The following is a 25554-nucleotide window of genomic DNA, read 5'->3' on the forward strand; positions in this document are numbered from 1 at the left end:
GTGAGGATTGCTCTGAATATATTCAAATATACTGCCCATAACGTCTTACCAAAAAATACACTTTTATATTCTTATACCATAATTTAATTCTTTTTCGGAGATGTCTAATTAGTAGGGGGTAGGGAGAAAGAAGTTAAAAAAAATATAATTATTATCAACTAACTAGTACCGCTACGCGGAATTAAAAATTAAAAATCTCTGTATTCTTTTACTATTGCTTGTTCCTTATTCTCTCTCCTAAATATGCAATTTATTTTGCACGACTACTTATGTAGAAGATCTCCGACTTCTTCAAGAAATCGGGGATCTTATTATTCACAAATTTAAACTTTACAACTTTACATCCTTCCTTGTGCCATCACTTGTTGCAGATGATGACGAATTTCTTGTGCTTCTTCAATTTCTGACTGACGTAATTTTTGGAACAATTCTACACAAGGTTGAGAATTAACTTCTTGTGCATCTTGAATGTAACGTTCGTAAGCTTGCACTGCTGCGGCTTTGTTGTGCAGTACGGTGATGAAGTCGTATTCTAAATTACTAATTGGTTGTTGCGATTGCCCGTTACCAGTAGTCATAAATTTACCCTTTTTAAAGTTTCTAATTAATTTATACTCACTCTCAAAGAGTCATTCATCTACCAAAAAGCTGAGGGAAAAGTATCAAGGCTGCTGAGGCAGCCTCAAGTATTTGGTATTCCCACTTGCTACTTTTATGGCTTGGTTTATCTAGCCAGAGAATGATGTCTTTTGGCTTATTTATGCGGGAGGTTGGTTTTCATCACAGGTACGTGAATATCGAAATTCTAATTCATTTTCCTGTTCTCTACCTCCTCGATGCACTATCGGGCAAAACTTTGTGTTAGCACTCATGCAATCCATGTGTGGTGTTTTTGCACAGACTAATAATAGTCCACCCAACATCAACAATAAGCCACAAATTGCTGCTGTCTGTATTCCAGAAATTTCTAGCGCACCGTGAACTACTACTTCTCTCAGAACGGAAACAATTGTGACTTCGACTGCTACACCAACAGCAATACTATGCTCTTGTAAGTAAATCATGAGTAGTCGAAATAACTCAACTAGAATCAATACAAATAACATTTTAGCTGTTACTTGCTTGTAGTCTAGTGAATGAGTGAGAGAAATAAATATTCCCCACAATTGTACTAACATGACTCCAAACAAGGCTAAACAGAGGAAAATGACAATTAAGTCTTGGAATGCCTCCATATTACGAACGATTGCATGACGATCTAACCAGCGATCAAAAAATAAAAATCGGCTCTTGAAGCGTTTCTGCGTATGCATTTTCATTCCTATTGGGATTGAGACCACACCAGCCTGTTCACCCAATTATCTTATTGTTACGTAATATTAAAGGTTCGCGCCTCAGCGTGGTTTGTTATTTAATTTGTTATTTAATTGTTATTTAAGTTTTGTGCTTGTATTAACAATTGTTCAGCATTTGTTGCCCATTGGGAATTCCTCTGAGTTTTATATAAATCTCTGGCATATTGGAATACTTTTACTGCTTCTGAATATTGCTTTAATTGTATAAAAACTAATCCTGCACCATAATAAGCATCAGCATAATTGGAATTTACTTCGGCTGATTTTCTAAAAGCTGCTAATGCTTCGTTAAATTTGCCCTGATTAAACCAAATTGAGCCAAGATTGTAATGCGCCTCTGCATATCTGGGATTTATGGTGATTGCTTTGCTAAAGGCTTCCTTGGCGAGTTCAATTTTACCTTGTTGCAAATAAGACGTTCCTAAATGATAGGCTGGTTCTGGGGAATTCTGACTATATGCGATCGCTTTTTTAAAAGATGCGATCGCACTCTCCCAATCTTTTTGTATTTCTCGTACCAATCCCAAGTTATAATGGGCAAAGCCCAGTTGCGGATCTAGTTGTAATGCCCGTTGTAAATAATCAACCGCTAACTGTAAATTATTCCCTTCTAATAACGCACCTCCTAAATTAGCAAAAGCTGGAGCAAATTGAGGATCTGTTTGCGTAGCTTGATAAAAAGCATCTGCTGCTGGTTGCAGTTGTCCAGCTTGTCGCAGTGCTAAACCTAAATTATAGTGCGCTGGTGCTAAGGTCGGATCTAATCGAGTTGCTTGACGAAACGCGGTAATTGCATCTTCAAGCTTTCCCCCTTGAATCGCCTGTAAGCCTTGATTTAAATTGTCTAACGCCGTTTGACGATTGGTAGTTTGAGCTAAAAAAGACCTAACCTTCCAACTCCCTTCCCAACGCGGAAATGGGGAATTAAAGCCTCTCTCCTTGTAGGAGAGAGGTTTTATATTTAATTGAGTTGAGTTGATTGGGGGAGAGGTTGAAATTACTGGACTAATATTTACATTTATTACCAGCAAAGTGACAATTCCAATTAGAGGAGATTGTTTTAATAAAAATGTCATAAATTTACTAGATAGAAAATATTGTTACAAACGAATTATTTTACAAAAATTTTAGATTCAGAATAAAACTTAGTACTACTTAACTTTTCTTAAGCTAAATCTTACAACAAGCAACGATTTTTTTATCTTTAGATTAAAAGGAGGATAATAAAAAATTAAAGCAGGAATAATTCTCCTGACCAAATAAATGAATTACTCCTGAAAAACACAGAATGCGGTTAAGGGAATCACCGCAAAGGAGAATTTATGAACGAAAAAGTAAAATCCGGTTCGCGGAATGTGGCAATTGTCGGCCCTTATTTAAGTGGAAAAACCACTTTACTCGAAAGTTTGTTATTTGTCACCGGAGCGATTTCTCGCAAAGGTAACGTTAAAGATGGTAACACAGTCGGAGATAGCGCCAACGAAGCACGAGATCGGCGTATGAGTGTTGAGGTATCCGCAGCTAATACCGAATATGAAAATACCCGCTTCACTTTTATAGACTGTCCCGGTTCTATAGAATTTGCCCAAGAAACATATCATGCTTTAATGGGAGTCGATGCCGCAATTGTCGTTTGCGAACCGATCAAAGATAGAGTTCTTACCCTAGCACCATTATTTAAATTCCTTGATGATTGGGAAATTCCCCATATCGTTTTTGTGAATAAAATGGACAGGGCAAATATTCACGTTTTAGAAACATTACACGCACTGAAAGCTGTTTCTAGTCGTCCTTTAGTGCTGCACCAATTTCCCATTATGCAGGGGGAACAACTCACAGGATTTATTGATATGGTAAGTGAACAAGCTTATCAATATCATGCCGGCTCACCTGCTGATTCTATACCTTTTCCAGAACATTTAAAAGCAGAAGAACATATAGCCAGAGCAGAAATGTTAGAAGCTTTGGCAAATTTTGACGATCATTTACTCGAAGAAATTTTAGAAGACATTGAACCTTCCCAAGAGGAAATTCTCAAAGATTTAAAATTAGAATTAGGTGCAGATTTAGTAGTACCTGTTTTCTTTGGTGTTGCGGAACAAGACTTTGGTGTTAGACCTTTATTAGAAGCTTTACTTAGAGAAGCACCGGAACCCGAAACAACAATGGAAAGGCGTTTGGAGAAAATCAGCGATACTCCTTTAGCGCAAGTTCTCAAAACTTTTTACACTCCTCAAGGTGGTAAAGTTTCCCTAGTGCGAGTATGGCAAGGAACATTAACTGATGGGATTGTTTTAAATGGTGTTCGTACTGGTGGTCTTTACCGTTTAATGGGACAACAACAACAGCAAGTGAATCAAGCTGTAGCTGGGGAAATTGTGGCTATAAGTCGGTTGGAAGGAATAAGAACTGGGGATACAATTTCTACAGATTCCCAAATGATGGAATTACCCAAAGCTAAACAATTAGAACCAGTTTTTGCTTTAGCAATTACACCTGAAAAACGCAATGATGAGGTAAAACTCAGCAGTGCAATTACTAAGTTATTGGAAGAAGATCCGGCGTTAACTTGGGAACAACATGGAGACACCCATGAAGTTATTCTTTGGGGACAAGGTGAAATACATTTGCAAGTTGCATTAGATAGATTGCGTCGCAAATATAATTTACCTATGTCTACTCATTTACCCCAAGTTCCTTATAAAGAAACCATTCGTAAATCTGTAAACTCTGTTCATGGACGTTATAAACATCAAAGCGGTGGACATGGACAATTTGGAGATGTTTATTTAGATATTCAACCTTTACCAAGAGGGGAAGGTTTCAACTTTAATGAAAAAATTGTTGGTGGTGTGGTTCCTAGACAGTACATTCCTGGGGTAGAAATGGGTGTGCGGGAATTTCTCACCCACGGGCCTTTGGGTTTTCCAATGGTAGATGTTGCGGTGACATTAACCAATGGTTCTTACCACAGCGTTGATAGTTCGGAACAAGCTTTTAAACAAGCTGCACGGTTAGCTATGCAGACGGGAGTAACCCAAGCCCAACCTACCTTATTAGAACCAATTTTAAAGGTAGATGTGAATAGTCCCAGTGAGTTTACTTCTAAGGTGTTGCAACTGTTGACTGGTAGACGGGGACAGATTTTGGGTTATGAAGGTAGACATGATTGGCCAGGTTGGGATAATGTGTCCGCATATTTACCCCAAGCGGAAATGCAGAATTTTATTGTAGAATTGCGATCGCTTACTTTAGGCGTTGGTTCTTTCCATTGGGAACAAGATCATCTCCAAGAAGTCCCGGAAAAGCTGGCTGAACGCATTCTCACTACTAATGGTGGTAACGGTAACAGTAAATAGTTTAATCTCGTTTAATCTCGTTCCCAGTCTCTGACTGGGAATGCTATCTAGAAGGTTCTACCTTCCGTTTTTTGTCTCACGCAGAGGCGCAGAGGCGCAGGGAGAGGCAAGGAAGATCAGGAAAAAATTAATGTTGTTCAGGTAAATAATCTTGATTTAAACATTCATTTGTAGTAAATGGAGAGTCTACAGGAAAAGTATCAAGTGATAATCCTGTTTCTAAAGATGCTTGTTTCCTTGCATCTTGATAACATTCGCTAAATACATCAGAGAAGTATTTTTTTAAACTTGGACTTTCGGTTAAGTCTTCTTTTAATCTGCGTCTATGTTCAAATATAGTAGATAACAAAATATTACTGCGTTTTTCTGGCAGATATTTATATTTTAACAGGTGCATTAATACCACTAATAAGTTGCCTTTTAATGCTCTTTTTTCACTTCTCCCCATGCTTTCGATTTCTTCAATCAAATTGGCTAAATCAATTTCTGCAAAGTTACCATTTTTTAATTCTTTGGCTGTTGTTTCTATCCACAGATAAAAATCTTCGTTATAAAGATTTGAATTAGTCAGGTTTGTTGGTTGAGTTGCTGTCATTTTATTCCAACCTCCTTAAATAAATTGTTGATTTTTGGGGTAATATATTTAGTTACTCATAGAATAATTAGCTGATATAATAATTATACTTAAATCGCTTACTTTAGGTGTTAACTCTTTCCATTGGAAGATCATCTTCAGGAAGTCCCAGAAAAGCTGGCTGAACGCATTCTAATTAGTAATGGTGGTAACGGGAACAGTAAATAGTTTAATCTCGTTCCCAGTCTCTGACTGGGAATGTTATCTAGAAGGTTCTACTTTCCTTTTTTGTGTCTCACGCAAAGACGCACCAGCGAAGCACGAACTGCGTTAGACGCAAAGAAAGGAGGGGAAGATAATGATATTTTTCAAAACCGTTTAAGTAAATAGGACAGAGATTTAGAATAAGAAATTTTATTGATAACCAAACCTTAAACTGATTATTATACTTGTATGTTAAGTATATATAACATCTTAACAATACAGGAAAATCTTATGGGCTTTATATTCTCCCTCCTCACAAGTCTCATAGCAATTCTCATATATCTCCAAACCGGCAGAATAACCAGTGCAAAGACTCAATTTGCGGTACGTGTAATTACTATATTAATTGGTACAATTGCACTAATGCCTTCTATTTCCAGACTTTTAGTGACTGTGCCACCGGGGAATGTTGGTATTGTGAATTTATTTGGTAAAGTTTCCGACAATACCCTCGATTCAGGTGTTCACGTAGTTAACCCTTTTGCTAAAGTTTTGAATTTTTCTACTCGTCTTAAAGATATCAAGGAAAACATAGACACAACATCTCAAGAAGGTTTGAGTTTAAATCTTGATGTCAGTCTTCAATATAGACTTGACCCCCAGAAAGCAGCGATAGTATATAAAACAATTGGAACTGATGAAAAACAATTGATCATTTCCAGATTTCGTTCTACCGTCCGCGCTATTACAGCAAACTATCCAGCAAGTGCAGTTTACTCAACAAAACGCCAAGAAATAGTTCAAAAAATTAATCAACAACTTACACAAGAAATACCAAGTTTGGGTTTTATAGTTGACCAAGCACTTTTGAGAAATGTGAAAATGCCTGAAACTCTGCAAACAGCTATTCAAGAAAAACTCAAAGCAGAACAAGAAAATGAACAGATGAAATTTGTGTTACAAAAAGAGCGTCAAGAAGCTGAACGCAAGACAATAGAAGCCAAAGGTATCGCTGATGCTCAAAAAATTATCTCTAGTGGACTCACTAACCAAGTGCTGCAATTACGCACAATTGAAGCTACAGAAAAACTCGCTCAATCTAATAACTCGAAAATTGTAGTTATCGGTTCTGAAAAGGGGGGAATTCCTATTTTAATCCAGCCAGATTCAGGAATAACAAAACCATAAAATACAGCAGATTGCAGATCAATGAGGTACAGAATCTAAATTGAAACCTAGACACCAAGCCAGTTTTACTCCTGACTCCTGACTCCTGACTCCTGACTCCTGACTCCTGACTCCTGAATTCTGCTGTATTTTCAGATGTTTGTGCTGGGAGTGCGAACCTAATTAATATTAATCTTCATTACCAAAAGAAACACAAGGACTGTCAACTTCTTCCGCTGGAGTGAAGGAATTGCAGAAAATCACAGGATCACAATTAACTCCAGATTCATCAGGGTGAGAGCATTCTAATTTGACATAAAAAGCACAGTCTTTACAAATACTCTGACATGACACTGGTTGCGAGTTGATGGAATTTGACATATATATGGCTATCCTAAATGAGATTTTAACAACAAGATCACCGACTTATCTAAGAAATTGGGGCAGTTATCTGGGGATGGGTGTTAGATTTTACCCAATTTTGGGCATAATAATGTTCATATCTGCATTGCTTGGGCGGAATTTAACTAGATGAAAACGGCATTTTTTAAACAAATTGGATTTTGGTGGTTATTTCTGATCTGTTGTTGCATTTTCTGGACAGTTTTCATACTGTTGCCAGTATCTGCAAATTCTATTAACACCCTTAAACAACAACAGCAGCAAGTTCAGCAACAACGTGAGAATGTAATTCAGGAACAGAATCGCTTAACAAATTTACAAATAGAAGCACAAAAACACCTAACTGGTGTCAAGCAAAATATCCAAACTACTAATAGCTATATTAAAGAAAGCGAACTAAGATTACAACAAGCTAACCAACGACTTAAGGAATTAGAAACTGATTTAGTTATTTCAGAAAGAGATTATGAAAATCGGCAAGTTGCAACAGTTGCAAGATTGCGGTATATTCAACGTTCACCTATTTATCAGGGATTAGCTGTTTTACTACAAAGTCAAAATATTAGCGATTTTATCAGTCGTCGTTATCAGTTGAAGTTGGTTTATAAAGCAGATCAGCAAATTTTAGCGAGACTGTCTCAACAAGCAAATTTATTAATTCAACAAAAAACAGAAGTAGAAGCGCAGAAAAATCAAATTGCTTTAATTAGAGAACAATTACTAGCCCAAAAAGCTGACTATCAAAATCAAGCAGAGTCACAAACAGAATTAGTTCAACGTTTAAATAGCGATCGCTTGGCTTTAGAAGCTGCACAAAATCAACTGGAGAAAGATTCTCAAAATCTAGAAGCTTTGATTCAAGAAAAAGAAAGGGAAGCCGCACTAGCAAAAGCTAACAGTAAAGTTTGGATTCGTGGTACGGGTATCTTTGCATTTCCCAGCGACGCACCCACCAGCAGTCCTTTTGGCTGGAGAATACACCCAATTCTCGGTTATCGTCGCTTTCATGCCGGTTTGGATTTTGCAGCCAGTTATGGTAGTACAATTCGAGCAGCAGATTCAGGTACAGTGATTTTTGCAGGTTGGTATGGTGGTTATGGTAAAGCTGTAATTATCAGTCACAGCAACGGTATCACCACCCTTTATGGACACAGCAGTGAGTTGTATGTTAGCGAAGGACAGGCTGTACAAAAAGGACAAGCGATCGCATCTGTCGGTTCTACAGGCTTATCTACAGGCCCTCACCTGCATTTTGAAGTCCGTCGTGATGGTACACCCGTTGATCCAGCAAATTACTTGTAATTAAATTCAAAAAGTATGATATGATCTGAAGTATATGTTTGAGGGCGCGTGGCTCAGTGGATAGAGCAACAGGTTCCGGTCCTGTGGGTCGGGGGTTCAAATCCCTCCGCGCTCGTTTTTTAAATATTACAAATCAACGGAAAATTAACTTTTTCTCAGTCTTTGTTCACGTTAACCAACGAGTATTTGCATCACTATTAGAGTTGGCAAGTTTGAGAAAACCTCAAATATCCATATATCCCATATTAATAGCGATTGTTTAGCTTGTTCAAAAAATAACCGGACAGTTGCGTAAGTTAGATAAAACCTAGAGAATCCGAACAGATAAATTTTCAGTTTTGGGAAAAGTTCTTTTTCTAAAAAAATATAACCCCATACAAAGTTTTAAGTCTTGTAGGAGGTTATTTTTTGTTACTTTTTACTAATAAGTGCCAGGAACCGGACTTGAACCGGTGACACGAGGATTTTCAGTCCTCTGCTCTACCAACTGAGCTATCCCGGCGGGGGTGGTTTTTTATTACCGCCACGATTAATCAATTTAGCAAAGAAAGAAAGATTTGTCAAGTGGCTTACAGAAGAAACTTTTACGCTGCCTTTATCCCTAACTTTACCCAAGTGAAAACGAGGAGGAACATCAGGAACTGTACCAGAACGATACTAGGACCAGAAGCCAGGTTAAACACCCCAGAAACCATAATTCCACCAATGCTAGTACTAGAACCGACAAGCACTGACAGAATGAGAAAGCGGCTAAAATGGTGACTCATGAGTTTAGCGGTGGCAGCGGGAATCACTAAAAAGGCATTCACGAGTAAAACGCCAACAGCTTTAATGGCTACAGCAACGGCTAAAGACAGCAAAACGACAAACCCATAACGATATAATTGCACCGGAACGCCTTGTACTTGGGCAACATCAGGGTTAAGAGTTAACAAAATTTGCGATCGCAGGGTTGATAATAAAAAAACGGTACTACCGACAAGTACCAGCAGCGTCAACATTAAATCCGTGAGATCAATCGCTAGGATATCGCCAAACAGTACAGCCATCAAATTGCCACGATATCCTTTAATCATGCTGGTGAGGATGACACCTATTGCTAATGCTCCTGATAGAACTATACTGAGAACGCTATCACTAGCTAAGTCTGTTTTGTCCACTAAGTAGAGGACAACAATCCCAAAAATCAATGTAAAAGGTAACAACATCCAAGTAGGATTTGTGTTGAGTAATACGCCTAATGCTACGCCTACTAAGGCTGCATGACCAACAGCATGGCTAAAAAATGATAACTGGCGCAAAGTAACAAAACTACCCAGTAAACCGCCAAGTATTCCCATTAATACAGAACCAATAATGGCACGTTGCATGAAGGGGAATTGTAACAAACTCACTAAGTCTGGATTATTAGCAGTAGCTAACAAGTTGTGTGGATGCAAAATCAATAAATGCATATTTTTGCTTTTTTTTAATACATTTATTTAACCACAACCTATGATTCAGTCTTGGTCAGGCTGTTACTGAACTTTTTGAATTTTGATGTGAATTTTGAATTGTTTAGTGATGGTGTTGGTAGCGACTAAAACCAGGGCCATAAGTAGCTAAAAGATTTTGTGGTGAAAGGGCAATTTCTGGCTTACCAGTACATACAAGAGTTTGATTCAGACAAAGGACGCGATCGCAATGACGGCTTACCATATCAATATCATGGGAAACCTGTAAAATTGTCCAACCCTCTTCTCTTTTTAATTCATTTAGTAAAACATAAAAATCAGCCGCACCTTGCACATCTACCCCAGCAAAAGCTTCATCAAGTACTAAAAATTTGCGTGGAGTTACTAAACAATAAGCCAACAACACCCGCTTGAGTTGACCACCGCTAAGAGTTCCAATAGCTTGATTTCGTAGATGATACGCGTCAGTTCGCTGTAAAGCTGCGGTTATTGCTGCTGATTTTTCTCGGTGATTTTGCCAAAACTTGGAAAATAAATGTTTTCTGTCACCTGTAACCTGTTCTCTGTCACCTATTCCTAGTCCCACCAATTCACTGACAGAAATCGGAAAACTACGATCAAAAATAAAGTTTTGTGGCATATAGCCCAACAGGTGATGTAAACTTCCTAATCGAGATATTGGACGACCAAATATTTCAATTTTACCCGCACTTCTGGGAATTAAATCTAAAATAGCTTTTACCAGAGTACTCTTACCCGCACCATTAGGTCCGACTATAGCTGTGTCTGTTCCTGCTAACAATTCAAAAGAAACATCCCGCACCGCTAGATAACTGCTTTGATAGACAGTTAATCCCTCTACTTTTAATATTGGTAATGTCATTAATTGTTGGTCGTCATTCATCAAATTTTCTATTTTAAAATTGGCTTTTTTACGGTTTTATCAATTAGTAAGTAGCGGACGAGTAACAAGCCTGACAAACGAAAGTTGCAACTATAAGAACTAAGTCTGCCAGCACGGACTACAGAAAATCAAGAGGTTGTTAGCCTGCAATACCATAAAATTATTTACAAGCTGTTGCTAAAGTCTGTAAATTAGATTTCATCGCTTTAAAATAATACTGTGGATTTGTCTCACCAGTTTCTAAAGAATCCAGAGTTCGCAAAGTTAAATTTAAGTCTTTAGACAGGCTGGTAAATAATTTATTATCTACCCCTGGTTCACTAAATAAGGCTTTCACTTTGTATTTTTTCACCGCATTAATAACTTTTTGTATATCTGTGGGTGAAAGTTGATCTTCTGGAATTTCTACAACAGCTAATTGTTTGAGGTTATAGCGTTTAGCTACGTAAGGAAAGGCATCGTGAAAGGTGATAAAGGTGCAATTTGGAGTCTGCTGTAAAGTCTGTTGAAATTCATTATTTAAATTCTCTAATTCTTGGATATATGCCGCCGCATTGGCTTCATAAGTCGGTTTATTCGCAGCGTCAGCAGCAATTAACCCATCTCTAATATTTACTACTTGCTGTTTAGCTAAAACGGGATCTAGCCAAACATGAGGATTCCCATCTGCGTGTTCGTGGTTATGATCTTTTTCTTCCTTCCCAATTTCCTCTATGGGAGAAATTTCATTGATAGCTTGAATGCCCTTGCTGGCATCAATTTCGACTAATTTGGTGTTTTGAGCATTTTTGACGGTATCTGTCAGAAATTCTTCTAACCCCAGCCCATTTTTTACTAATACATTCGCCGTTGCGATCGCTTTTACATTAGCTGGTGTAGCTTGATATTCATGTATCTCCGTACCTGGCTGAACTAAAATTTCTACATCTGCTGCATCTCCCGCTACTGCCTTAGTAAATAAATACACTGGTAAAAATGTTGTGACTACTTTAGTTTTTGGTGGCTTTGCTGGTTCTGACTGTTCTGTATCTGTCTGTGCAACCTGTTTTGTTTCGGTACAGCCAGAAATCATTGCCAACATTAGCAGCGCCATGAGAGACAATATTCTACCTCTAAATCTGCCTATTCTTCGGCTGACATCAGTCTCAATCATCTTGTTTTCTCTTCCTTCAGAACACTGTCTTTACCTAGGTCAATATTTTTATTGACAACAAGACTTAATCCTAGACATTATACTATAATAATTCTCATTATCATGTTGGTTTGACAAAAATATCCTGCATTATCGGTGTAATATACTGAGATTCAGTAATGACAGATGATTTTGTTGAGAGGATACTGCCTTATACTAGCTTTCCCCATTCATGAAGATTCCTTGACTTTTTTAGTTAAAAAAAATGCTACTTGTTGCTAGTATATTGAGATCAGTTTTTAATAATCTCTCATTTCGTATAAGCACGTAATGTGCTGATTGTTAGCAAATAGGTGTGAGTAGAAAATGCAAAAATCATGGAAATATCTGCTAGCTAGTCCAGTAGTTAGCGGCGCAACACTATTGATGAGTGCAGCAGCGTGGGCAGGAGAAGCACCAGCAACAATAGAAGCCAGTGAACCACTTGTTGTAGCCAATTCAGACCAACAAGTTGAAAATATAAATCAAAAAGAGTTAATCTCACAAGTTACATCAGTATCTCAATTGTCCGACGTGCAACCTACAGATTGGGCATTCCAAGCTTTACAATCTTTAGTAGAACGTTATGGTTGTATAGCTGGATATCCTAACGGTACTTATCGTGGTAATCGTGCCATGACAAGGTATGAGTTTGCGGCTGGTTTGAATGCTTGTTTAGATCGGGTGAATGAGCTAATTGCTACCGCAACTGCCGACTCGTTGACAAAACAAGATTTAGCAACATTACAAAAACTGCGAGAAGATTTTTCCACAGAACTAGCAACTTTGCGGGGACGCGTAGATGCGCTGGAAGCGAGGGCTTCTGAATTAGAAGCCAATCAATTTTCTACTACCACCAAACTACAAGGACAAGTTGTCGCAGTTGTCAGTGATGTTTTATCAGGTGACAATGTTGACGGACCGATTACAGACAAAAATACTACCCTTGGGGCGCGGGCGCGTGTTGAATTTGTAACTAGTTTCACTGGTCAAGATACTCTGTTTACGAGACTCCAGAGTAATAATATCCAGACTCCTGATATTAATACTCCAGAAGGCAACTTATTTTTTCAAGGTGTTGATGGTACTAATAATGTTTCTTTAGATGCGCTATGGTACAAATTCCCTCTAGGAAAAAACACACAGGTAATCGCTATTGCTAATGCTGGTGCAGCAGATGACCTGACTAGTACTGTGAATCTTTTTGATGGTGATGGTGGATTTGGTGCATTGTCCAGCTTTGGTACACGCAACCCGATTTATGCTCAAATTAGTGGTGCTGGGTTGGGAGTAAATCACCAGTTTGGTAAAAATTTGACATTAAGTTTAGGCTATTTGAGTAGTACAGCTAATGACCCATCTTCTAAAAATGGTTTGTTTGATGGTCCTTATGGTGCTTTGGCGCAGTTGACTATCAAACCAAGCGATCGCATTTCCCTTGGTCTAACTTACATCAATTCCTACAAACAGCCACTACTCACAGGTAGTAATCTCGCCACATTCACGGATGTCAGTGAAGCATTTTCCAGCAATTCTTACGGTCTCCAAGCATCAATTGGCATCAGTGATAAATTTGTCTTAGGTGGTTGGGCTGGATATACCAATAGTCAGGTATTGACAGGTACAAAGGGAGATGTTGACATTTGGAACTATGCTGTTACTCTTGGTTTCCCAGACTTGGGTAAAAAAGGTAATTTAGCTGGTGTTATCCTCGGAATGGAACCGAGAGTTACAAGTTCCAGTTTTGCTGGAGTACCTGAAGACCAAGATACCTCATATCACATTGAGGCATTTTATCAATACAAAGTTAGTGACAATATCACCATTACCCCAGGTGTGATTTGGCTAACAGCAGCAGATCATAACGATAATAATGATGGTGTAGTCATTGGTGCTTTGAGAACCACCTTCAGTTTCTAAATTTCAAAACCACTATCTTAACAAAAAGACCAGCCTTCCCACGGGCTGGTCTAAAAAACGTTGTTCGCGTTGTCTTCTCAATAGAGTCAAAACCAAATTGCGCGTTCCCAAAATTTAACGGGCAACTTTTCTTAACAAGATTGTAACAGCCAGTACACTTTTTTCCTAAAAATATCTTAAAAAATATCTATCCGCAGGTGAGTAGCATTTATTTCTAGGGGGTGATGGGGGAGATGAGGACGCGGAAATGGGGGACGCGGAGACGCGGAGATAGGGGGACGCGAGTAAAATTAAGAATTACCTGTTAAGAGTTCCCTGTTTACGAATTACGAATTACGTTGGCGGTAGCCTGCCGTAGGCACTATTACGAATTACGAATTATTTGCGGTTGTCCCCAAATGATGGTTTCTTGTTTATAAATTACAAGTCCTGGTTTAGTGCCTTTGGGTTTGTAGACGTGCTTGGGTTGGGTGTAAACTACTGGTACTTGGTCACTTTGACGGGCGCGACTGAAATAAGCTGCAAGATTAGCGGTAAATTGTAAATCGGCTTCTTCCGGGACTTTACCAGGTTCAAGACGTAATAAAACATGACTACCAGGGATTTCTTGGGCGTGAAACCACAGATCATAATCTCCGGCTACACGAAATGTCAGCTGGTCATTTTGGTTATTATTGCGACCGATTAAGACTTCAAAGCCGCTGGGAGTGCGGTAACGATGAAAATTAGTGCTGGGAGAGTCGGTGGTACTGCGGCTGCGGTATTCCAGGGCTTCTAGATATTTTTGCCCAATTAGTTCATCACGAATTTCTTCTAAAGCTTGTAAATCTGCTGCTGTTTGGTAGTTGTCGAGTTGGGAAATAGCTGCTTCTACTTGTTCTAAATAATCAATTTCGGCTTGGACTTCTAATAATAACGGTTCCACAGCAGCACGAGCGCGTTTGAGTTTTTGGTGCTGTTTATAAAGCTTCTGGGCGTTTTGGACGGCGTTTTTATCTGGAAGAAGTGCGATCGCAGTTGGTTTACCAGTTTCAAAATCTGCCAGGATAATTTCTTTCATCCCTGGTTCCCAGTTTTGCAGATATGCCATTAATAAATCAGCTTTTTGTCGATAATCATCAGCTTGATCTGATTGCTGCAATTTCTCACTAAAAGTTTGGGCTTTGGTACGTAATTTTCCGAGAATATTATTTAGTTTCTGAGTTAACTGATGGCGTAATTGAGAAAATAATTGTTTATTTAATTCGTCGGTGTAATATTTGTTCAGTAACTCTTGGATGTTTTTCGCTGGTGCGACAACACCCCAACCCATGACAGTGTAACCGGTTTCCGTCCAACCTGGTTGGAATTTACCCGCTTCTAAAGCTTGTAGCCATTCTTGCCAATGTGCAAATAGCCTATGCCAATCATCAGTATTTAGTGTATCTGTGGTGGTTTCTGCTGCTATATCCGCTGCCAGCAACATTGTATCTAGCAAAGCTGCACTCAAACCACGATAATTTTTGAGTAGTTGTCGTTTAATAGCGCCTGGTACTAAACTAATCCGTTCTTGCCAACGTGCTTGGGATTCGCTCAAACTAGGAATAGGGCCAGTTTGTTTGGGTGGTATTTCATAAGGTTGTCCGGTTTGGATAGGACGAACACTGGATTGTTGCTGACTAACTTGATGAGCAGCGGTGATAATGAAATTATCGGCATCGGTGAGAATGGCGTTACTGTATTTGCCCATCACTTCTACATACAAGTGATAGAGGGCGTTTTCTCCAGGACGACGAGCAAATTGTAAATCAATTACACGTTCCCAAGGTGCGATCGCTTCAATTGCTACTAAGGCTAAACCACCCAATTGATGGATTAATTGCTGACTGAAGGTGAAAGTATCTGGTGTGCGTGGTGGTGGTTCACCAATACAAATGCGGGTAGCTTGGGGATGCCAAGACACTTCTAGCCAAACCCGTTGTTTTAGGGTACGTAAGGCTATAGAAATAGTATAGCGATCGCGCTGGTAAACTTGCTCTGTCCGCGAGGGTAGCCAGTCAGCCCGTAGTTCGCTACAAGCGGCAGTGAGGGTAGTAAAATCAACTGGTTGCAAAACGATTAGTCACAATAGGGGAGTTTTTCCATCAAGAAGCCGACAGCCAAATACAAAATCGTTAAATACTCCGATTTCTTTCAGAATTATTCTAACGGTTAATATCCTAAACTAGCATTCTCATAACTAAACAGCTACTTTCTTTTTTTTACTCACGGCCGCGCCTATAGTAGCTGCCAAGCATATACAGCAACTGACAGGGCGGTTAGGACACCAACTGATTATAAAACCTAGACACCAAAAGACTCTTCAGACTGTCACCTGCTATACCACCCAACATACCAGGTTCTGGAACAGAACAAAACCCAGAAATTCAACACAATTTCTGGGTTTAATCGATTCAGGATTTCAGGCTTCTAATTAATAGCTCATTGCCAGGGTGAAGGGATAGCTGTGGTTGAAATCACTTTTTCTGCCATCAGTCTTAAAGCTGTTCTACCACAACTGGGGCATTGAATTTCTAGAAACTGTGAAGATGATACATCTACTTCACTCAACAGACCTTGTTTACAATGCCAACACTCAAAAATTACCCGACTAACTGGTTGGTTACAGTCTAATATCTTGATGTGTTGAGAGGTTGTTGCTTCAGTTTCTGGTTTCCTTGGTTTAGGAAATTTTTTGAGTTCTTGAACTTCCATCGTTTTACCTGTCTAACTCTCTTTTGACTTTACCCTAGCGTAACTAATGCAGGTTCTTTCACTGGTTGCAAGAGTTGGGTGTACAACTGATCTAGCTGCATAGCTACACCATCCCAGCTAAACTTACTCAGGACTCGCCTGTTACCAGCTTGACCTAGTTGTGTTCGCCATTCGGGATTGCTAAGAATGCGGTCAATGGCGTTACTAAAAGCTGCTGCATCTTGGGGTGGTACTAATAAACCAGTGTTTTCATTAACGACTGTAAACTGAAGTCCTCCCACATTGCTGGCTATGACGGGTGTTCCACTGGCCATCGCTTCAACTGCTACTAATCCGAAGGGTTCGTAATGACTGGGAACGACGCACACATCAGCCGCAGCATAATAAGTTGGCAGGATTTCTGGACTGAGACGACCGGTGAAGATAGTACATTCACTCATCCCCAATTCGTTGACAATGCCCTCAATGCGATCGCGTTCTCTACCATCACTATTACCAGGAGTGCTACCACCACCAATAATTAGTTTCAGGTCTTTTGAGCCATAAAACTGAGACTCACGCACTGCGCGTACCAAGGTTTCTATGCCTTTGCGTGGGTCAAAACGGCCTACATACAATATAACTTTGCTTTCAGGATCTATTCCCAAGGTGACTCTGGCTGCTTCTCTTTTTACTGAACCAAAATGCCGAATATCTGTACCGCAGGGAATAATGTCAACCTCACCTTTTTGGGAAACAAGCGATCGCATATGTTGCTTTTCTTGCGGACTTGTCGCCACAATTCTTTCTGCTGTTTCCAAAACTTCTTTTTCTACTGCTAGGCGTTGACTCGCAACCAGTGGAATACTTTCTATGGCGTTGTATTTGACTATTCCTAAAGAATGATATGTATGAACCTGTTTACTTCCTTGGATTTGCTTTAACTGCAATCCTACCCAGCTAGACAGCCAGTAATTAGTATGAACCAACTGATATTTAATGCCGTTTTCTGTTTGAAACTCAAGTAACTGTTCCACAAATTCTGGCAAGTATTTAAAACCATTATCCCGTGGGACAAATTCCACAGGCCCCGCTGTTAAACGAATGGTTCGACAGTGAGAGTTGTGTTGAACAATTGTTTCTTGGTCAGCACTCACTCTGCGGCTAAACATATCAACTTTCCATCCTAGCTGGGATAGTGCTTCACCCACTTGGCGTACGTAAACATTCTGTCCTCCAGCCTCCTCTTTCCCAATTTCAATCGCTGGATCACCGTGGACTGAAATCAAGGCAATGCGTTTGTCAGTGGTAGAGTTCATAAGTTGTGTGTTGCTGATTGTCACAAGGTAGTATGCAGTTCCATGCTGGCGTTTATCACGCCTACCTGAAGTATTTAGGAACTTTGCTTAATCTTTATTTTAATTTAATTGTGTCAAAAATCTTGATTTTATTATACCTAAAACTCCATATTTTCCTTTAATACTTTCGATAGATTTAGTTCTATTTATTTTTAGATAATTTAGCTTTTTTTATCTATTTATTTTAATAAATGCATAAAAAATATGTGCTGTTGCTGCTTTGCAGTACAACACCAAGTAAATTTGAGAGATTTTTAATTTAACAGTTTTAGTTCTTTATTCAATCAAAACACCAATCCTAAATTACGTGTGAATTTACAGTCATGGTTTATCAACAAATGTGCAAAAATGAAATTTTTTTTTGACACAAATTGGTTTTTATTAACTGTGGTGACTTATACTATTATTATGTTATGTATTTTTTTGTTAAATAAGATACAATTCTGCAAAAACCTCATACCTTACTGGATTTCCAGTTCTGTATCTCTTACCTGACATCTAATTGAGCAAGGAAATTCTTAATCAGGAACAAGAAACCGATAAGAATTTTACCCATTAACAATTACCTTTTTCCCTGTCTAAACTAGATAAAGCAGGGAACAGGGAATAGGGAATAGGGTTGAAACTCTGTTTTTATATAGCTTTGTTCTTAAATTTTGTACCTCCTGCAACCTGCTGTAAGTAGCAACTTAGGTTAATATAAAATTTGCCGTATAAAGTCAAATTGAGCAGTGAGAATAGCCTGCTTTGGCTTTCATCACTGCTCAATAATTTTTTATTTGCACAGAGAGCAATCCCAGATTGGTACTGATGATTTCAGTTTGAGATTAGCCGCCAGACAAAATTTAGTCTGAGTAGCGACTACAGATGGATGCTAGAACCAGCAAAGAAGCCAACTCACTCAGATGAAATTAGTAAATTTAGCTACATTTTCTCTGATTAACAAGGGAACAATCAAAAATTAAAAATCTTAACTTTGCTGATTTTTAATTTTTAATCTTTTTCCCCACATGATCAGTTAGTAGTTTGTGCAGCTAACATTTGCTTAAGCTTTTCTAAATCAGCAGCCCAACGGGGGTCTGGACGAATAGCGTCTGAATCAACATTACTGCTGGTTGTTTCGCGCACACCGCCACCACGCCGAGATTTCTTAGCGCCTTTTTCACGACGGTTATTTTCTTTGTTGATGGTAGGTGTGGGAATGCTGGTAGCTTGACTAGCCGCTTTAGGAGCCTGCTCATCACCCTCTTCACCCTTGGTACGAGGTAATGCCTTTTCTAGTTTAATAGCGGTGTCTTTGAACAATTGACCATTATACTTTTCAATAATTTGGTCTGCTTGTTCGTCATTGTTCACCGTCAGAAACCCGAAACCACGACATTTGCCTGTTTTGCGGTCTTTGATGAGCTTAGTGGTGACAGCATCGCCTTCAGCTGCAAAAACTGCTTGCAACTCTAGACGATCTATTTCTTCTTTTGGCAAATTACCTATATATAGGCGAACAGACATGAACTATACCTCCAGAGTTGAAATGAACTTATTTTGACAAAAACAATCACTTGGCTTTGGCTTTTAAATAGATGCTATTAACTAAAATCGCCATAAACCAATTTTTTTAATCCAAACTGTCAACCTATACAATACAGTTTTTTGTTGGGATCAAGCTTATTTAAGACAAACGCGCCACCACGCTCAGTTAATAACACCTTAATTCTAAGAATTGTAAATTTAATAGCCCACCGTCCGCCACAGTAAATGAATTCTTCCTAGCTTTTATCGGCAGAGTAAAATACCATCCCTTAAGATTATCACGGTATTTTTTACGTAGCTAGTTCAGCACCTACATTTCTGCCGATAGTATTATTGCATCGTAGCATAAAATACATTTTTTTTGACAAAGTTAGAAATTGGAAACAAAAACCAGCCACTGGCTGGTTGATTTACTGCTGTGTTGGGGGTATCAAAGGGGATGAGATAGTAGCAGCAGCTAGACCAATCACCGAGTTATGTAGATGAATTACGTCAGTTGCCATTGATTTTGTAAATAAATGTAACACTTTGGGAAGGATTATGCAACGTTTGTTTACATTTCTGGTAGTCATTGATTAAATTGCGGCATCATCCTGTTACGGACTGAGCGGTCAGCACAATGTATGCACCCCATGCTTGAGCAGCGACTGCCAAGACAGTAGACCAAATAGGATGGGGACTATTAATGGTTTTGCCACTTTGAGTTTCCAAGGTTTGAATATCAATCCAAGGTGTTGCCCCACGGCGTAACCAACCTGTAACGATAATCTGCCTACCAATCCATTCCTGGGGGTTGATTGACTGTCCTAGCCAAGGAATATGGTTTAATTTCACTAATCCTGTGCTGGATTCTAAGATTAGGTCTTGCGCTAGAGAGTTGCTAGTGCCACGACGGCCTAAGAGTTTACCAACAAGACGAACGCTGACACTATCAATTGGTAAAACCGTGGGGTCAGTTAATAGGTTGGGCAGGTAGTAATCAGTTTGCAAGGTTAAAGGTCTAATATCAGGAAAAAAGGTATTAATCCGCATCACTGTACCGATGCTAAAGCCTATCAATAGAAAACCTGTGACGAAAGACCAATCATCGTAAATCCACTTCAGGTTTAACAAATGGAAGGCAAATGCCGTTTGCCAAATTATCCAGAATAGACCTGCTAAGACAAAACCCAGGGGAATTCCCAACCAAGGAGAAATTTGTAATAAGAAGGACTGAGGCTTTACTGGACAAAACTCTTGACTAGTCAGATGTACTTCGGTTTCTAGATGCCAATGACTGGCTATTTGGCAGAGGCGTTGGATGCGATCGCCCATTAAGGGGTGGCTATTATTAATAGTAAACCATCGCCGATAGGGATTGAAGTTTTCCCACATTAAGAATGATTCAAAGGGAAGATGAGTTGCCATACTTCCTAAAGACAGGCTTTGTTGGTAGCTAACTGGGGCGAGGATATTCAGGCTTTCTAACTCCCAGGAAGTATGTTGTTGCTTTTTGATATCATCAGCAACACCAATGGCAATTTTGAGTAAAGCCCGAATTAGCCCATTGGGATTACCTGTAATTTCAGCCGCGTGGCGATCGCTATAGTAAAGCCGAAATCGGGAGTTAAGCAAGGCTGTACCAGTCAGTAAACACCAAATTCCATAGCAAAGACAAGTTAAACCTGTAGCAGTCCAGCGCCAGAGAGGCTTTTGTCCGTTGTTCCCCCAGTCTGCTGCTCGCTGATATAATTCGTAAAACGGCAGTGTCACCAGTAGCACCAAGGACATGACAAAAAAGTCCCATCTATGAATCTGCCCTAGTCCCAAGGCATAAATAGTAGCTATTTCATCATCCTCTAGTTGGTCTAACAAACCTTGACTCACGACTATCCGGGCTGTACGGGGTAGATTACCATAGGTCAACATCATTGGTGCCGCTATTGGTAAAATCCGCAGTTTGACAAGAGGTAAGTGTCGCTGTTGATAAGTACGTTGGATAACGCGGACTGCTTCACGACTGTAGGTGTTTAAGACTTCTTTGGACAACTGTTGTTGACCATAAAATACTGCCAGTAGCCAATCTAGTAACCAAGGAGACAGTCCGATGAAGACTAACAAAAAAACTAGTATAAGTGAACTTGGATCACTATATAGAAGTGCTAATGGCGTTAAATATGGCAGTTTATCTAAAATCAGGTTGATCAAACCCATTGGTAATTTGAGTATTGCTTGCAACACCCAAAACAGGGACATGAATGTTCCTGCCGTCACCAACAGAGAGAGTATTGACAGCATAAAATTCGGCTTACGCAAGGGTTGCCATACCTTAGCGCGTCTAGCTTGCCGCCAATAAATGCTGGAAGTTTCAGTTTTTTTACTACCCCTAAGACCGATGAAGCCTGTATTTGCTATATCTCTGTTATGAGCATTTCTTTCTGGGATATCTTCTTGTGGTTTCTTCTGTGAAGAATTATCAAAAGCAACAAATCCCGTTTCTTCGGTGCTTTTCGCTTTTCTCTGCCGTTTTTGGCTTTTGTTCAAGTGTTCAAGAGCGCGTTTTGCCCACTCTTGAACTTGGGAATTATTACTCGATATCAGATTTTCGCACAAAGCGATCGCTCTTGAGGTTTCGCCTGTGCGTGCATAAGCCATCACCAACCCAACTTTGGCTTGCAGGCAAGTATTGCTCTGATTCTGGCTACTAGCAATAGGTTCTAGTTGAGTGATTGCTGCGTAGTAATTTCCTTCCTTGAGGGCAACTAAACCAGCCTCCAAAGATGATTCGGGGTGTGAAGGCATACAAATTTTGGGAGGTAATTGGGAACAAGGTAATTGGGAACAAGGTAATTGTAAAAAACGCTCATCTATGACCCATAACCCATGACCGAGACAATTTTAGATTTTGGATTGTTAGTCAAAATCTGAAATCTCAAAAAGGTTTCCAGCCCCTAGTTTCAACTATGGAACCAATCCAAAATCGTCAATCCAAAATCGTCAATCCAAAATCCAAAATCGATTGACTATTCCTTGTCAAAGAACTGTGTTCTGACTAGAAAATACCGGGGCAATGGCGCTTAATTTTAACTCTGGATGATCTCCCTCTAACTGTTGGCAATTCCATTCATTGCGGAACAGCAACACTGGTCGTCCCATGCTGTCTTTGACTGTTGTCGTGTTGAATAAACGTCCCACTTGATTCAACGCTTCCCAACCTCCTTCTACCCAACGGGCAACACTGTATGGTAAGACATCGAGTATGGTTTCCACTCCATACTCATTTTGTAGGCGAAACTGCACCACTTCAAATTGCAACTGACCTACCGCTGCTAAAATTGGATCTCGCTTGGCTTCATCAGTAGCGTACATAATTTGTACAGCGCCCTCTTCCCTCAATTCGGAAACGCCTTTTTGAAACTGCTTGAACTTTGAGGGGTTGGGGTTTCTGAGAGTAGCAAACAGTTCTGGCGAAAAGTAAGGAATTCCCTCATATTCCAGTTTTTGCCCTGTATAAATTGTATCGCCAATTGCAAAAACGCCGGGATTATTCAAACCAATCACATCACCTGGATAAGCCACATCAATGGATTCCCGTTCTTGGGCAAAGAGTTTTTGTGGTCGAGACAGACGGACAACTTTGCCTGTGCGAGCATGATTCACTGTCATATCTTTTTCAAACTTACCTGTGCAGACCCGGACAAAAGCCACACGATCTCTGTGCTTGGGGTCCATGTTGGCTTGCAGTTTGAAGACAAACCCTGAAAATTCTGGATAACTGGGGGGAACTTCACCGACGCTGCTACTGTGTGTACCTGGTTTGAGGGCATAGTCCAGGAAGTACTTGAGAAATAACTCCACCCCAAAGTTAGTCATGGCGCTACCAAAGAACACAGGTGTCATTTTTCCTTGATGCACTAAATCTAAATCTAAGTCTCCTCCCGCTCCTTCTAAGAGTTCTAAATCATTTTTTAGTTGGTGGAAAAGGCTTTCTTCTAGTAGTTCCTCTATTCTGCTATCGCCTAAATCGATGATGGTATCACGGGCTTCTTTACTACCGTGAGAGCTACGTTCAAACAGATGGATTTGCTGTTGGTGGCGATCAAATACTCCTTTGAAGCGATCGCCCATTCCGATCGGCCAATTCACCGCATAAGTCTGTAATCCCAATTCCTGCTCAATCTCATCCAACAGTTCCAAGGGTTCTCGTCCCGGACGGTCGAGTTTATTGACAAATGTAAAAATCGGGATACCCCTGAGTTTACACACTTCAAACAGTTTCCGGGTTTGGGGTTCCAATCCTTTCGCAGCATCTATCAGCATTACCGCATTATCAGCCGCAGCTAAAGTTCTATAGGTGTCTTCACTAAAATCTTGGTGTCCAGGAGTGTCTAGTAAATTAATTTGACAATTGCGGTAGACAAATTGCAATACAGTGGAAGTAATGGAAATACCCCGTTGTTGTTCCATCGCCATCCAGTCAGAAGTCGCTTTACGCTGCGCTCTGCGTGCTTTCACTGCCCCTGCTTCGTGAATTGCACCTCCGTATAATAATAGCTTTTCAGTTAGCGTAGTTTTACCAGCATCAGGGTGAGAAATAATCGCAAAATTGCGACGTAGTTCCACCGCTTCCAACAATTCAGTTTCAATTTCTGTGGACATGATTGTATTTTTCGTTACCTAACTTAATGTAATCTTTTTCAGGACTAGGAATCACATTTGTAAATTCTATTAATCTTCACATCTAACTTACTTAATTCCGAAATTAATCAGTGAGATAGTTGACAAATGCCCGATTTTTCATTATATTTTTATTATAGTGGGAATCTGTACGCGCATATATACTAAGAGTTAGATTCTCCCAACATCATTGATTGTCAGAATCAGGTGGTTATCGAGCGAAGTCGAGATAATATCCAGGATTTTAGGATTTGCAATATTTTAGAACTAAATATCAATTAACGCTTTCTTAAACTTTGCAGCACTCTGAAAATAGATTTGCGGCTTTTCGGTTAAAGCTGAATCTAGCACTCCAGCTAATTTTATCGGGATATTGCGATCGCGTTGCAGAATGGGTATAGGATTATTTTGCAAGACATCCAACCAAGGATCTTCTGTAAAGTTACGAGGAACAGATACTGTCAACATATTATGGTGATAGTAGATTGCATATTTGAGGATTTTTTATAGTTATGCTTTGATGTTTTTTGTCAGAATCAGGTGGTTATCGAGCGAAGTCGAGATAATGTCCAGGATTTAAGGATTTACAGGATGTGGGTTACAGGTATGAAATTTTGAATATTGAGATTTCTATATAAAATCTGCTAAACAGCTACCTAATTTCAAATTGTCTATATTTTTAAAATCACTATCATAAGTAAATAAAATTAAATCATGTTGAATTGCTGTAGCTGCAATCCAAATATCATTAGTAGGTATGGGTTTTCCTTTCTTTCTCAATTGAGAATAAATGAGCGCATAATATTCTGACGTTTTTTCATCTATAGTAAATATTTTGACTCTAGGAGATTCCATGAATTTTTCTAATTCATAACGATTAACTTCTGGTTTATTTCCCAATGCAAAACCTCCTAGTAATTCTCCAAATATAATAGAATTGATGGCAATAATATCTACATTTCCAATTATTAAAACCGCTTCATTTTGATTACGTTTAAAAGCAGTATAAGCATTGGTATCTAGTAAGATTGATTTTATTGCCATAACTTTTGATCTATTTCATTAAATTGTTGAGTATTAAGTAAAAATTCAGTTTCATCTTCTTTTGTCCATGTTCCAGCAAGATAATCTAAATCATGGTAAGGATAGGAATTAGAAAGATGTTTGTCGGATGTTTCTAAGTTTTCTGAATGTTTCATATTATTTATTTTATCAGTAAATTCTTTTATCCATTGATAAAGGTTATTTAGTTCTTGTTCTGGTATTTTGTCAATTTCTGCTTGAATAAGTTCTTTCATAGTCATAACTTTTACTCCTGGTGGGAATTTACTATATTATATCTGAATGAGTTAAGTTGTCAGAATCAGGTGGTTATCTCGACTTCGCTCGATAACCACCTGATTCTGACATTTGAGAGATTAATATAACCGACTTTTTAAATTCATCTTCTCATTTATCAACATCAATTATCACACAAGTCGGAAAT

Annotated in this window: 20 protein-coding genes and 2 tRNA genes; 5 read left to right on the top strand and 17 right to left on the bottom strand. The window is 39.2% G+C overall.

The genetic code is table 11. From position 1 onward, the window contains the following. Positions 1–338: 338 nt before the first annotated feature. The 3 genes from H6G68_RS14975 to H6G68_RS14985 form a co-directional block, all read right to left on the bottom strand. Positions 339–578 (bottom strand): hypothetical protein, encoded by a 240-nt coding sequence (locus H6G68_RS14975; protein WP_016949276.1) that lies wholly within the window; start codon positions 576–578, stop codon positions 339–341. A 180-nt stretch (positions 579–758) separates the two neighbouring features. Continuing rightward, positions 759–1313, bottom strand: a complete 555-nt coding sequence (locus tag H6G68_RS14980) for a phosphate-starvation-inducible PsiE family protein (RefSeq protein ID WP_190907357.1) — start codon at positions 1311–1313, stop codon at positions 759–761. Positions 1314–1423: 110 nt separating this feature from the next. Then, positions 1424–2431 (bottom strand): tetratricopeptide repeat protein, encoded by a 1008-nt coding sequence (locus tag H6G68_RS14985; RefSeq protein WP_190907358.1) that lies wholly within the window; start codon positions 2429–2431, stop codon positions 1424–1426. 246 nt (positions 2432–2677) lie between these two features. Here H6G68_RS14985 and H6G68_RS14990 point away from each other — a divergent pair, with 246 nt between their 5' ends. Then, on the top strand, positions 2678–4714 hold the full coding sequence (locus H6G68_RS14990) for an elongation factor G (RefSeq protein ID WP_190907359.1): 2037 nt from the start codon (positions 2678–2680) through the stop codon (positions 4712–4714). A gap of 127 nt (positions 4715–4841) precedes the next feature. On the opposite strand, the gene H6G68_RS14995 is transcribed toward H6G68_RS14990, so the two are convergent. Further along, entirely contained in the window at positions 4842–5309 is a 468-nt protein-coding gene (locus tag H6G68_RS14995) for a DUF29 domain-containing protein (RefSeq protein WP_190907360.1), read from the bottom strand. 474 nt (positions 5310–5783) lie between these two features. Here H6G68_RS14995 and H6G68_RS15000 point away from each other — a divergent pair, with 474 nt between their 5' ends. The 3 genes from H6G68_RS15000 to H6G68_RS15015 all read left to right on the top strand — a co-directional run bounded on the left by H6G68_RS15000 (position 5784) and on the right by H6G68_RS15015 (position 8478). Beyond that, a complete protein-coding gene (locus tag H6G68_RS15000; RefSeq protein WP_190907361.1) occupies positions 5784–6680 on the top strand; it encodes a prohibitin family protein in 897 nt (298 codons plus the stop codon). A 510-nt stretch (positions 6681–7190) separates the two neighbouring features. Beyond that, entirely contained in the window at positions 7191–8363 is a 1173-nt protein-coding gene (locus H6G68_RS15010; RefSeq protein ID WP_190907363.1) for a murein hydrolase activator EnvC family protein, read from the top strand. A gap of 42 nt (positions 8364–8405) precedes the next feature. Continuing rightward, positions 8406–8478 (top strand) — tRNA-Arg (locus tag H6G68_RS15015). A 314-nt stretch (positions 8479–8792) separates the two neighbouring features. Here H6G68_RS15015 and H6G68_RS15020 read toward each other — a convergent pair. The 4 genes from H6G68_RS15020 to H6G68_RS15035 all read right to left on the bottom strand — a co-directional run bounded on the left by H6G68_RS15020 (position 8793) and on the right by H6G68_RS15035 (position 11874). Further along, positions 8793–8865 (bottom strand) — tRNA-Phe (locus tag H6G68_RS15020). Positions 8866–8947: 82 nt separating this feature from the next. Next, positions 8948–9817, bottom strand: coding sequence for a metal ABC transporter permease (locus H6G68_RS15025; protein WP_190907364.1), 870 nt, complete (start codon positions 9815–9817; stop codon positions 8948–8950). A gap of 103 nt (positions 9818–9920) precedes the next feature. Further along, positions 9921–10700, bottom strand: a complete 780-nt coding sequence (locus tag H6G68_RS15030; RefSeq protein WP_190907426.1) for a metal ABC transporter ATP-binding protein — start codon at positions 10698–10700, stop codon at positions 9921–9923. A 181-nt stretch (positions 10701–10881) separates the two neighbouring features. Beyond that, positions 10882–11874, bottom strand: a complete 993-nt coding sequence (locus H6G68_RS15035; RefSeq protein WP_190907365.1) for a metal ABC transporter solute-binding protein, Zn/Mn family — start codon at positions 11872–11874, stop codon at positions 10882–10884. Positions 11875–12219: 345 nt separating this feature from the next. Between H6G68_RS15035 and H6G68_RS15040 the strand changes: the two genes are divergently transcribed. Continuing rightward, a complete protein-coding gene (locus H6G68_RS15040; RefSeq protein WP_190907366.1) occupies positions 12220–13812 on the top strand; it encodes an iron uptake porin in 1593 nt (530 codons plus the stop codon). A 364-nt stretch (positions 13813–14176) separates the two neighbouring features. Here the strand turns inward: H6G68_RS15040 and H6G68_RS15045 are convergent, their stop codons facing one another. The 9 genes from H6G68_RS15045 to H6G68_RS15085 all read right to left on the bottom strand — a co-directional run bounded on the left by H6G68_RS15045 (position 14177) and on the right by H6G68_RS15085 (position 25372). Further along, positions 14177–15904 carry an Rqc2 family fibronectin-binding protein gene (locus H6G68_RS15045; RefSeq protein WP_190907367.1) on the bottom strand — a complete coding sequence of 576 codons (1728 nt, stop codon included), beginning with the start codon at positions 15902–15904 and terminating at the stop codon, positions 14177–14179. A gap of 368 nt (positions 15905–16272) precedes the next feature. Further along, complete coding sequence (locus H6G68_RS15050; RefSeq protein WP_190907368.1) at positions 16273–16545, bottom strand: hypothetical protein; 273 nt, start codon at positions 16543–16545, stop codon at positions 16273–16275. A 29-nt stretch (positions 16546–16574) separates the two neighbouring features. Then, positions 16575–17843, bottom strand: coding sequence for a glycosyltransferase family 4 protein (locus tag H6G68_RS15055; RefSeq protein ID WP_190907369.1), 1269 nt, complete (start codon positions 17841–17843; stop codon positions 16575–16577). A 1053-nt stretch (positions 17844–18896) separates the two neighbouring features. Beyond that, complete coding sequence (locus tag H6G68_RS15060; RefSeq protein ID WP_127055152.1) at positions 18897–19391, bottom strand: RNA recognition motif domain-containing protein; 495 nt, start codon at positions 19389–19391, stop codon at positions 18897–18899. A gap of 609 nt (positions 19392–20000) precedes the next feature. Next, positions 20001–22193: a M48 family metalloprotease gene (locus H6G68_RS15065; RefSeq protein ID WP_190907370.1), complete on the bottom strand. Its 2193-nt coding sequence runs from the start codon at positions 22191–22193 to the stop codon at positions 20001–20003. Positions 22194–22424: 231 nt separating this feature from the next. Further along, the gene (gene prfC, locus H6G68_RS15070; protein ID WP_190907371.1) at positions 22425–24050 is read right to left on the bottom strand and encodes a peptide chain release factor 3; all 1626 of its coding nucleotides are present in this window, start codon (positions 24048–24050) and stop codon (positions 22425–22427) included. A gap of 285 nt (positions 24051–24335) precedes the next feature. Beyond that, a complete protein-coding gene (locus H6G68_RS15075; protein ID WP_190907372.1) occupies positions 24336–24536 on the bottom strand; it encodes a hypothetical protein in 201 nt (66 codons plus the stop codon). Positions 24537–24698: 162 nt separating this feature from the next. Next, entirely contained in the window at positions 24699–25112 is a 414-nt protein-coding gene (locus H6G68_RS15080) for a type II toxin-antitoxin system VapC family toxin (protein WP_190907373.1), read from the bottom strand. Further along, a complete protein-coding gene (locus H6G68_RS15085) occupies positions 25103–25372 on the bottom strand; it encodes a hypothetical protein (RefSeq protein ID WP_190907374.1) in 270 nt (89 codons plus the stop codon). Before H6G68_RS15085 ends, H6G68_RS15080 begins: the two co-directional genes overlap by 10 nt. Positions 25373–25554: the final 182 nt, after the last annotated feature.

Origin of the sequence: Anabaena catenula FACHB-362, from assembly GCF_014698735.1 — a bacterium.
GTDB lineage: Bacteria > Cyanobacteriota > Cyanobacteriia > Cyanobacteriales > Nostocaceae > Anabaena > Anabaena variabilis_A.

What these genes read in the sequence shown, in the direction of transcription:
- H6G68_RS15000 (WP_190907361.1), top strand. Translation starts at nt 5,784, where the DNA reads ATGGGCTTTATATTCTCCCTCCTCACAAGTCTCATAGCAATTCTCATA.
- H6G68_RS15060 (WP_127055152.1), bottom strand. Translation starts at nt 19,391, where the DNA reads ATGTCTGTTCGCCTATATATAGGTAATTTGCCAAAAGAAGAAATAGAT.
- H6G68_RS15075 (WP_190907372.1), bottom strand. Translation starts at nt 24,536, where the DNA reads ATGTTGACAGTATCTGTTCCTCGTAACTTTACAGAAGATCCTTGGTTG.
- H6G68_RS15055 (WP_190907369.1), bottom strand. Translation starts at nt 17,843, where the DNA reads ATGAACTCTACCACTGACAAACGCATTGCCTTGATTTCAGTCCACGGT.
- H6G68_RS14975 (WP_016949276.1), bottom strand. Translation starts at nt 578, where the DNA reads ATGACTACTGGTAACGGGCAATCGCAACAACCAATTAGTAATTTAGAA.
- H6G68_RS14990 (WP_190907359.1), top strand. Translation starts at nt 2,678, where the DNA reads ATGAACGAAAAAGTAAAATCCGGTTCGCGGAATGTGGCAATTGTCGGC.
- H6G68_RS15065 (WP_190907370.1), bottom strand. Translation starts at nt 22,193, where the DNA reads ATGCCTTCACACCCCGAATCATCTTTGGAGGCTGGTTTAGTTGCCCTC.
- H6G68_RS15085 (WP_190907374.1), bottom strand. Translation starts at nt 25,372, where the DNA reads ATGACTATGAAAGAACTTATTCAAGCAGAAATTGACAAAATACCAGAA.
- H6G68_RS15050 (WP_190907368.1), bottom strand. Translation starts at nt 16,545, where the DNA reads ATGGAAGTTCAAGAACTCAAAAAATTTCCTAAACCAAGGAAACCAGAA.
- H6G68_RS14980 (WP_190907357.1), bottom strand. Translation starts at nt 1,313, where the DNA reads ATGCATACGCAGAAACGCTTCAAGAGCCGATTTTTATTTTTTGATCGC.
- H6G68_RS14985 (WP_190907358.1), bottom strand. Translation starts at nt 2,431, where the DNA reads ATGACATTTTTATTAAAACAATCTCCTCTAATTGGAATTGTCACTTTG.
- H6G68_RS15025 (WP_190907364.1), bottom strand. Translation starts at nt 9,817, where the DNA reads ATGCATTTATTGATTTTGCATCCACACAACTTGTTAGCTACTGCTAAT.
- H6G68_RS15080 (WP_190907373.1), bottom strand. Translation starts at nt 25,112, where the DNA reads ATGGCAATAAAATCAATCTTACTAGATACCAATGCTTATACTGCTTTT.
- prfC (WP_190907371.1), bottom strand. Translation starts at nt 24,050, where the DNA reads ATGTCCACAGAAATTGAAACTGAATTGTTGGAAGCGGTGGAACTACGT.
- H6G68_RS15010 (WP_190907363.1), top strand. Translation starts at nt 7,191, where the DNA reads ATGAAAACGGCATTTTTTAAACAAATTGGATTTTGGTGGTTATTTCTG.
- H6G68_RS14995 (WP_190907360.1), bottom strand. Translation starts at nt 5,309, where the DNA reads ATGACAGCAACTCAACCAACAAACCTGACTAATTCAAATCTTTATAAC.
- H6G68_RS15040 (WP_190907366.1), top strand. Translation starts at nt 12,220, where the DNA reads ATGCAAAAATCATGGAAATATCTGCTAGCTAGTCCAGTAGTTAGCGGC.
- H6G68_RS15035 (WP_190907365.1), bottom strand. Translation starts at nt 11,874, where the DNA reads ATGATTGAGACTGATGTCAGCCGAAGAATAGGCAGATTTAGAGGTAGA.
- H6G68_RS15030 (WP_190907426.1), bottom strand. Translation starts at nt 10,700, where the DNA reads ATGACATTACCAATATTAAAAGTAGAGGGATTAACTGTCTATCAAAGC.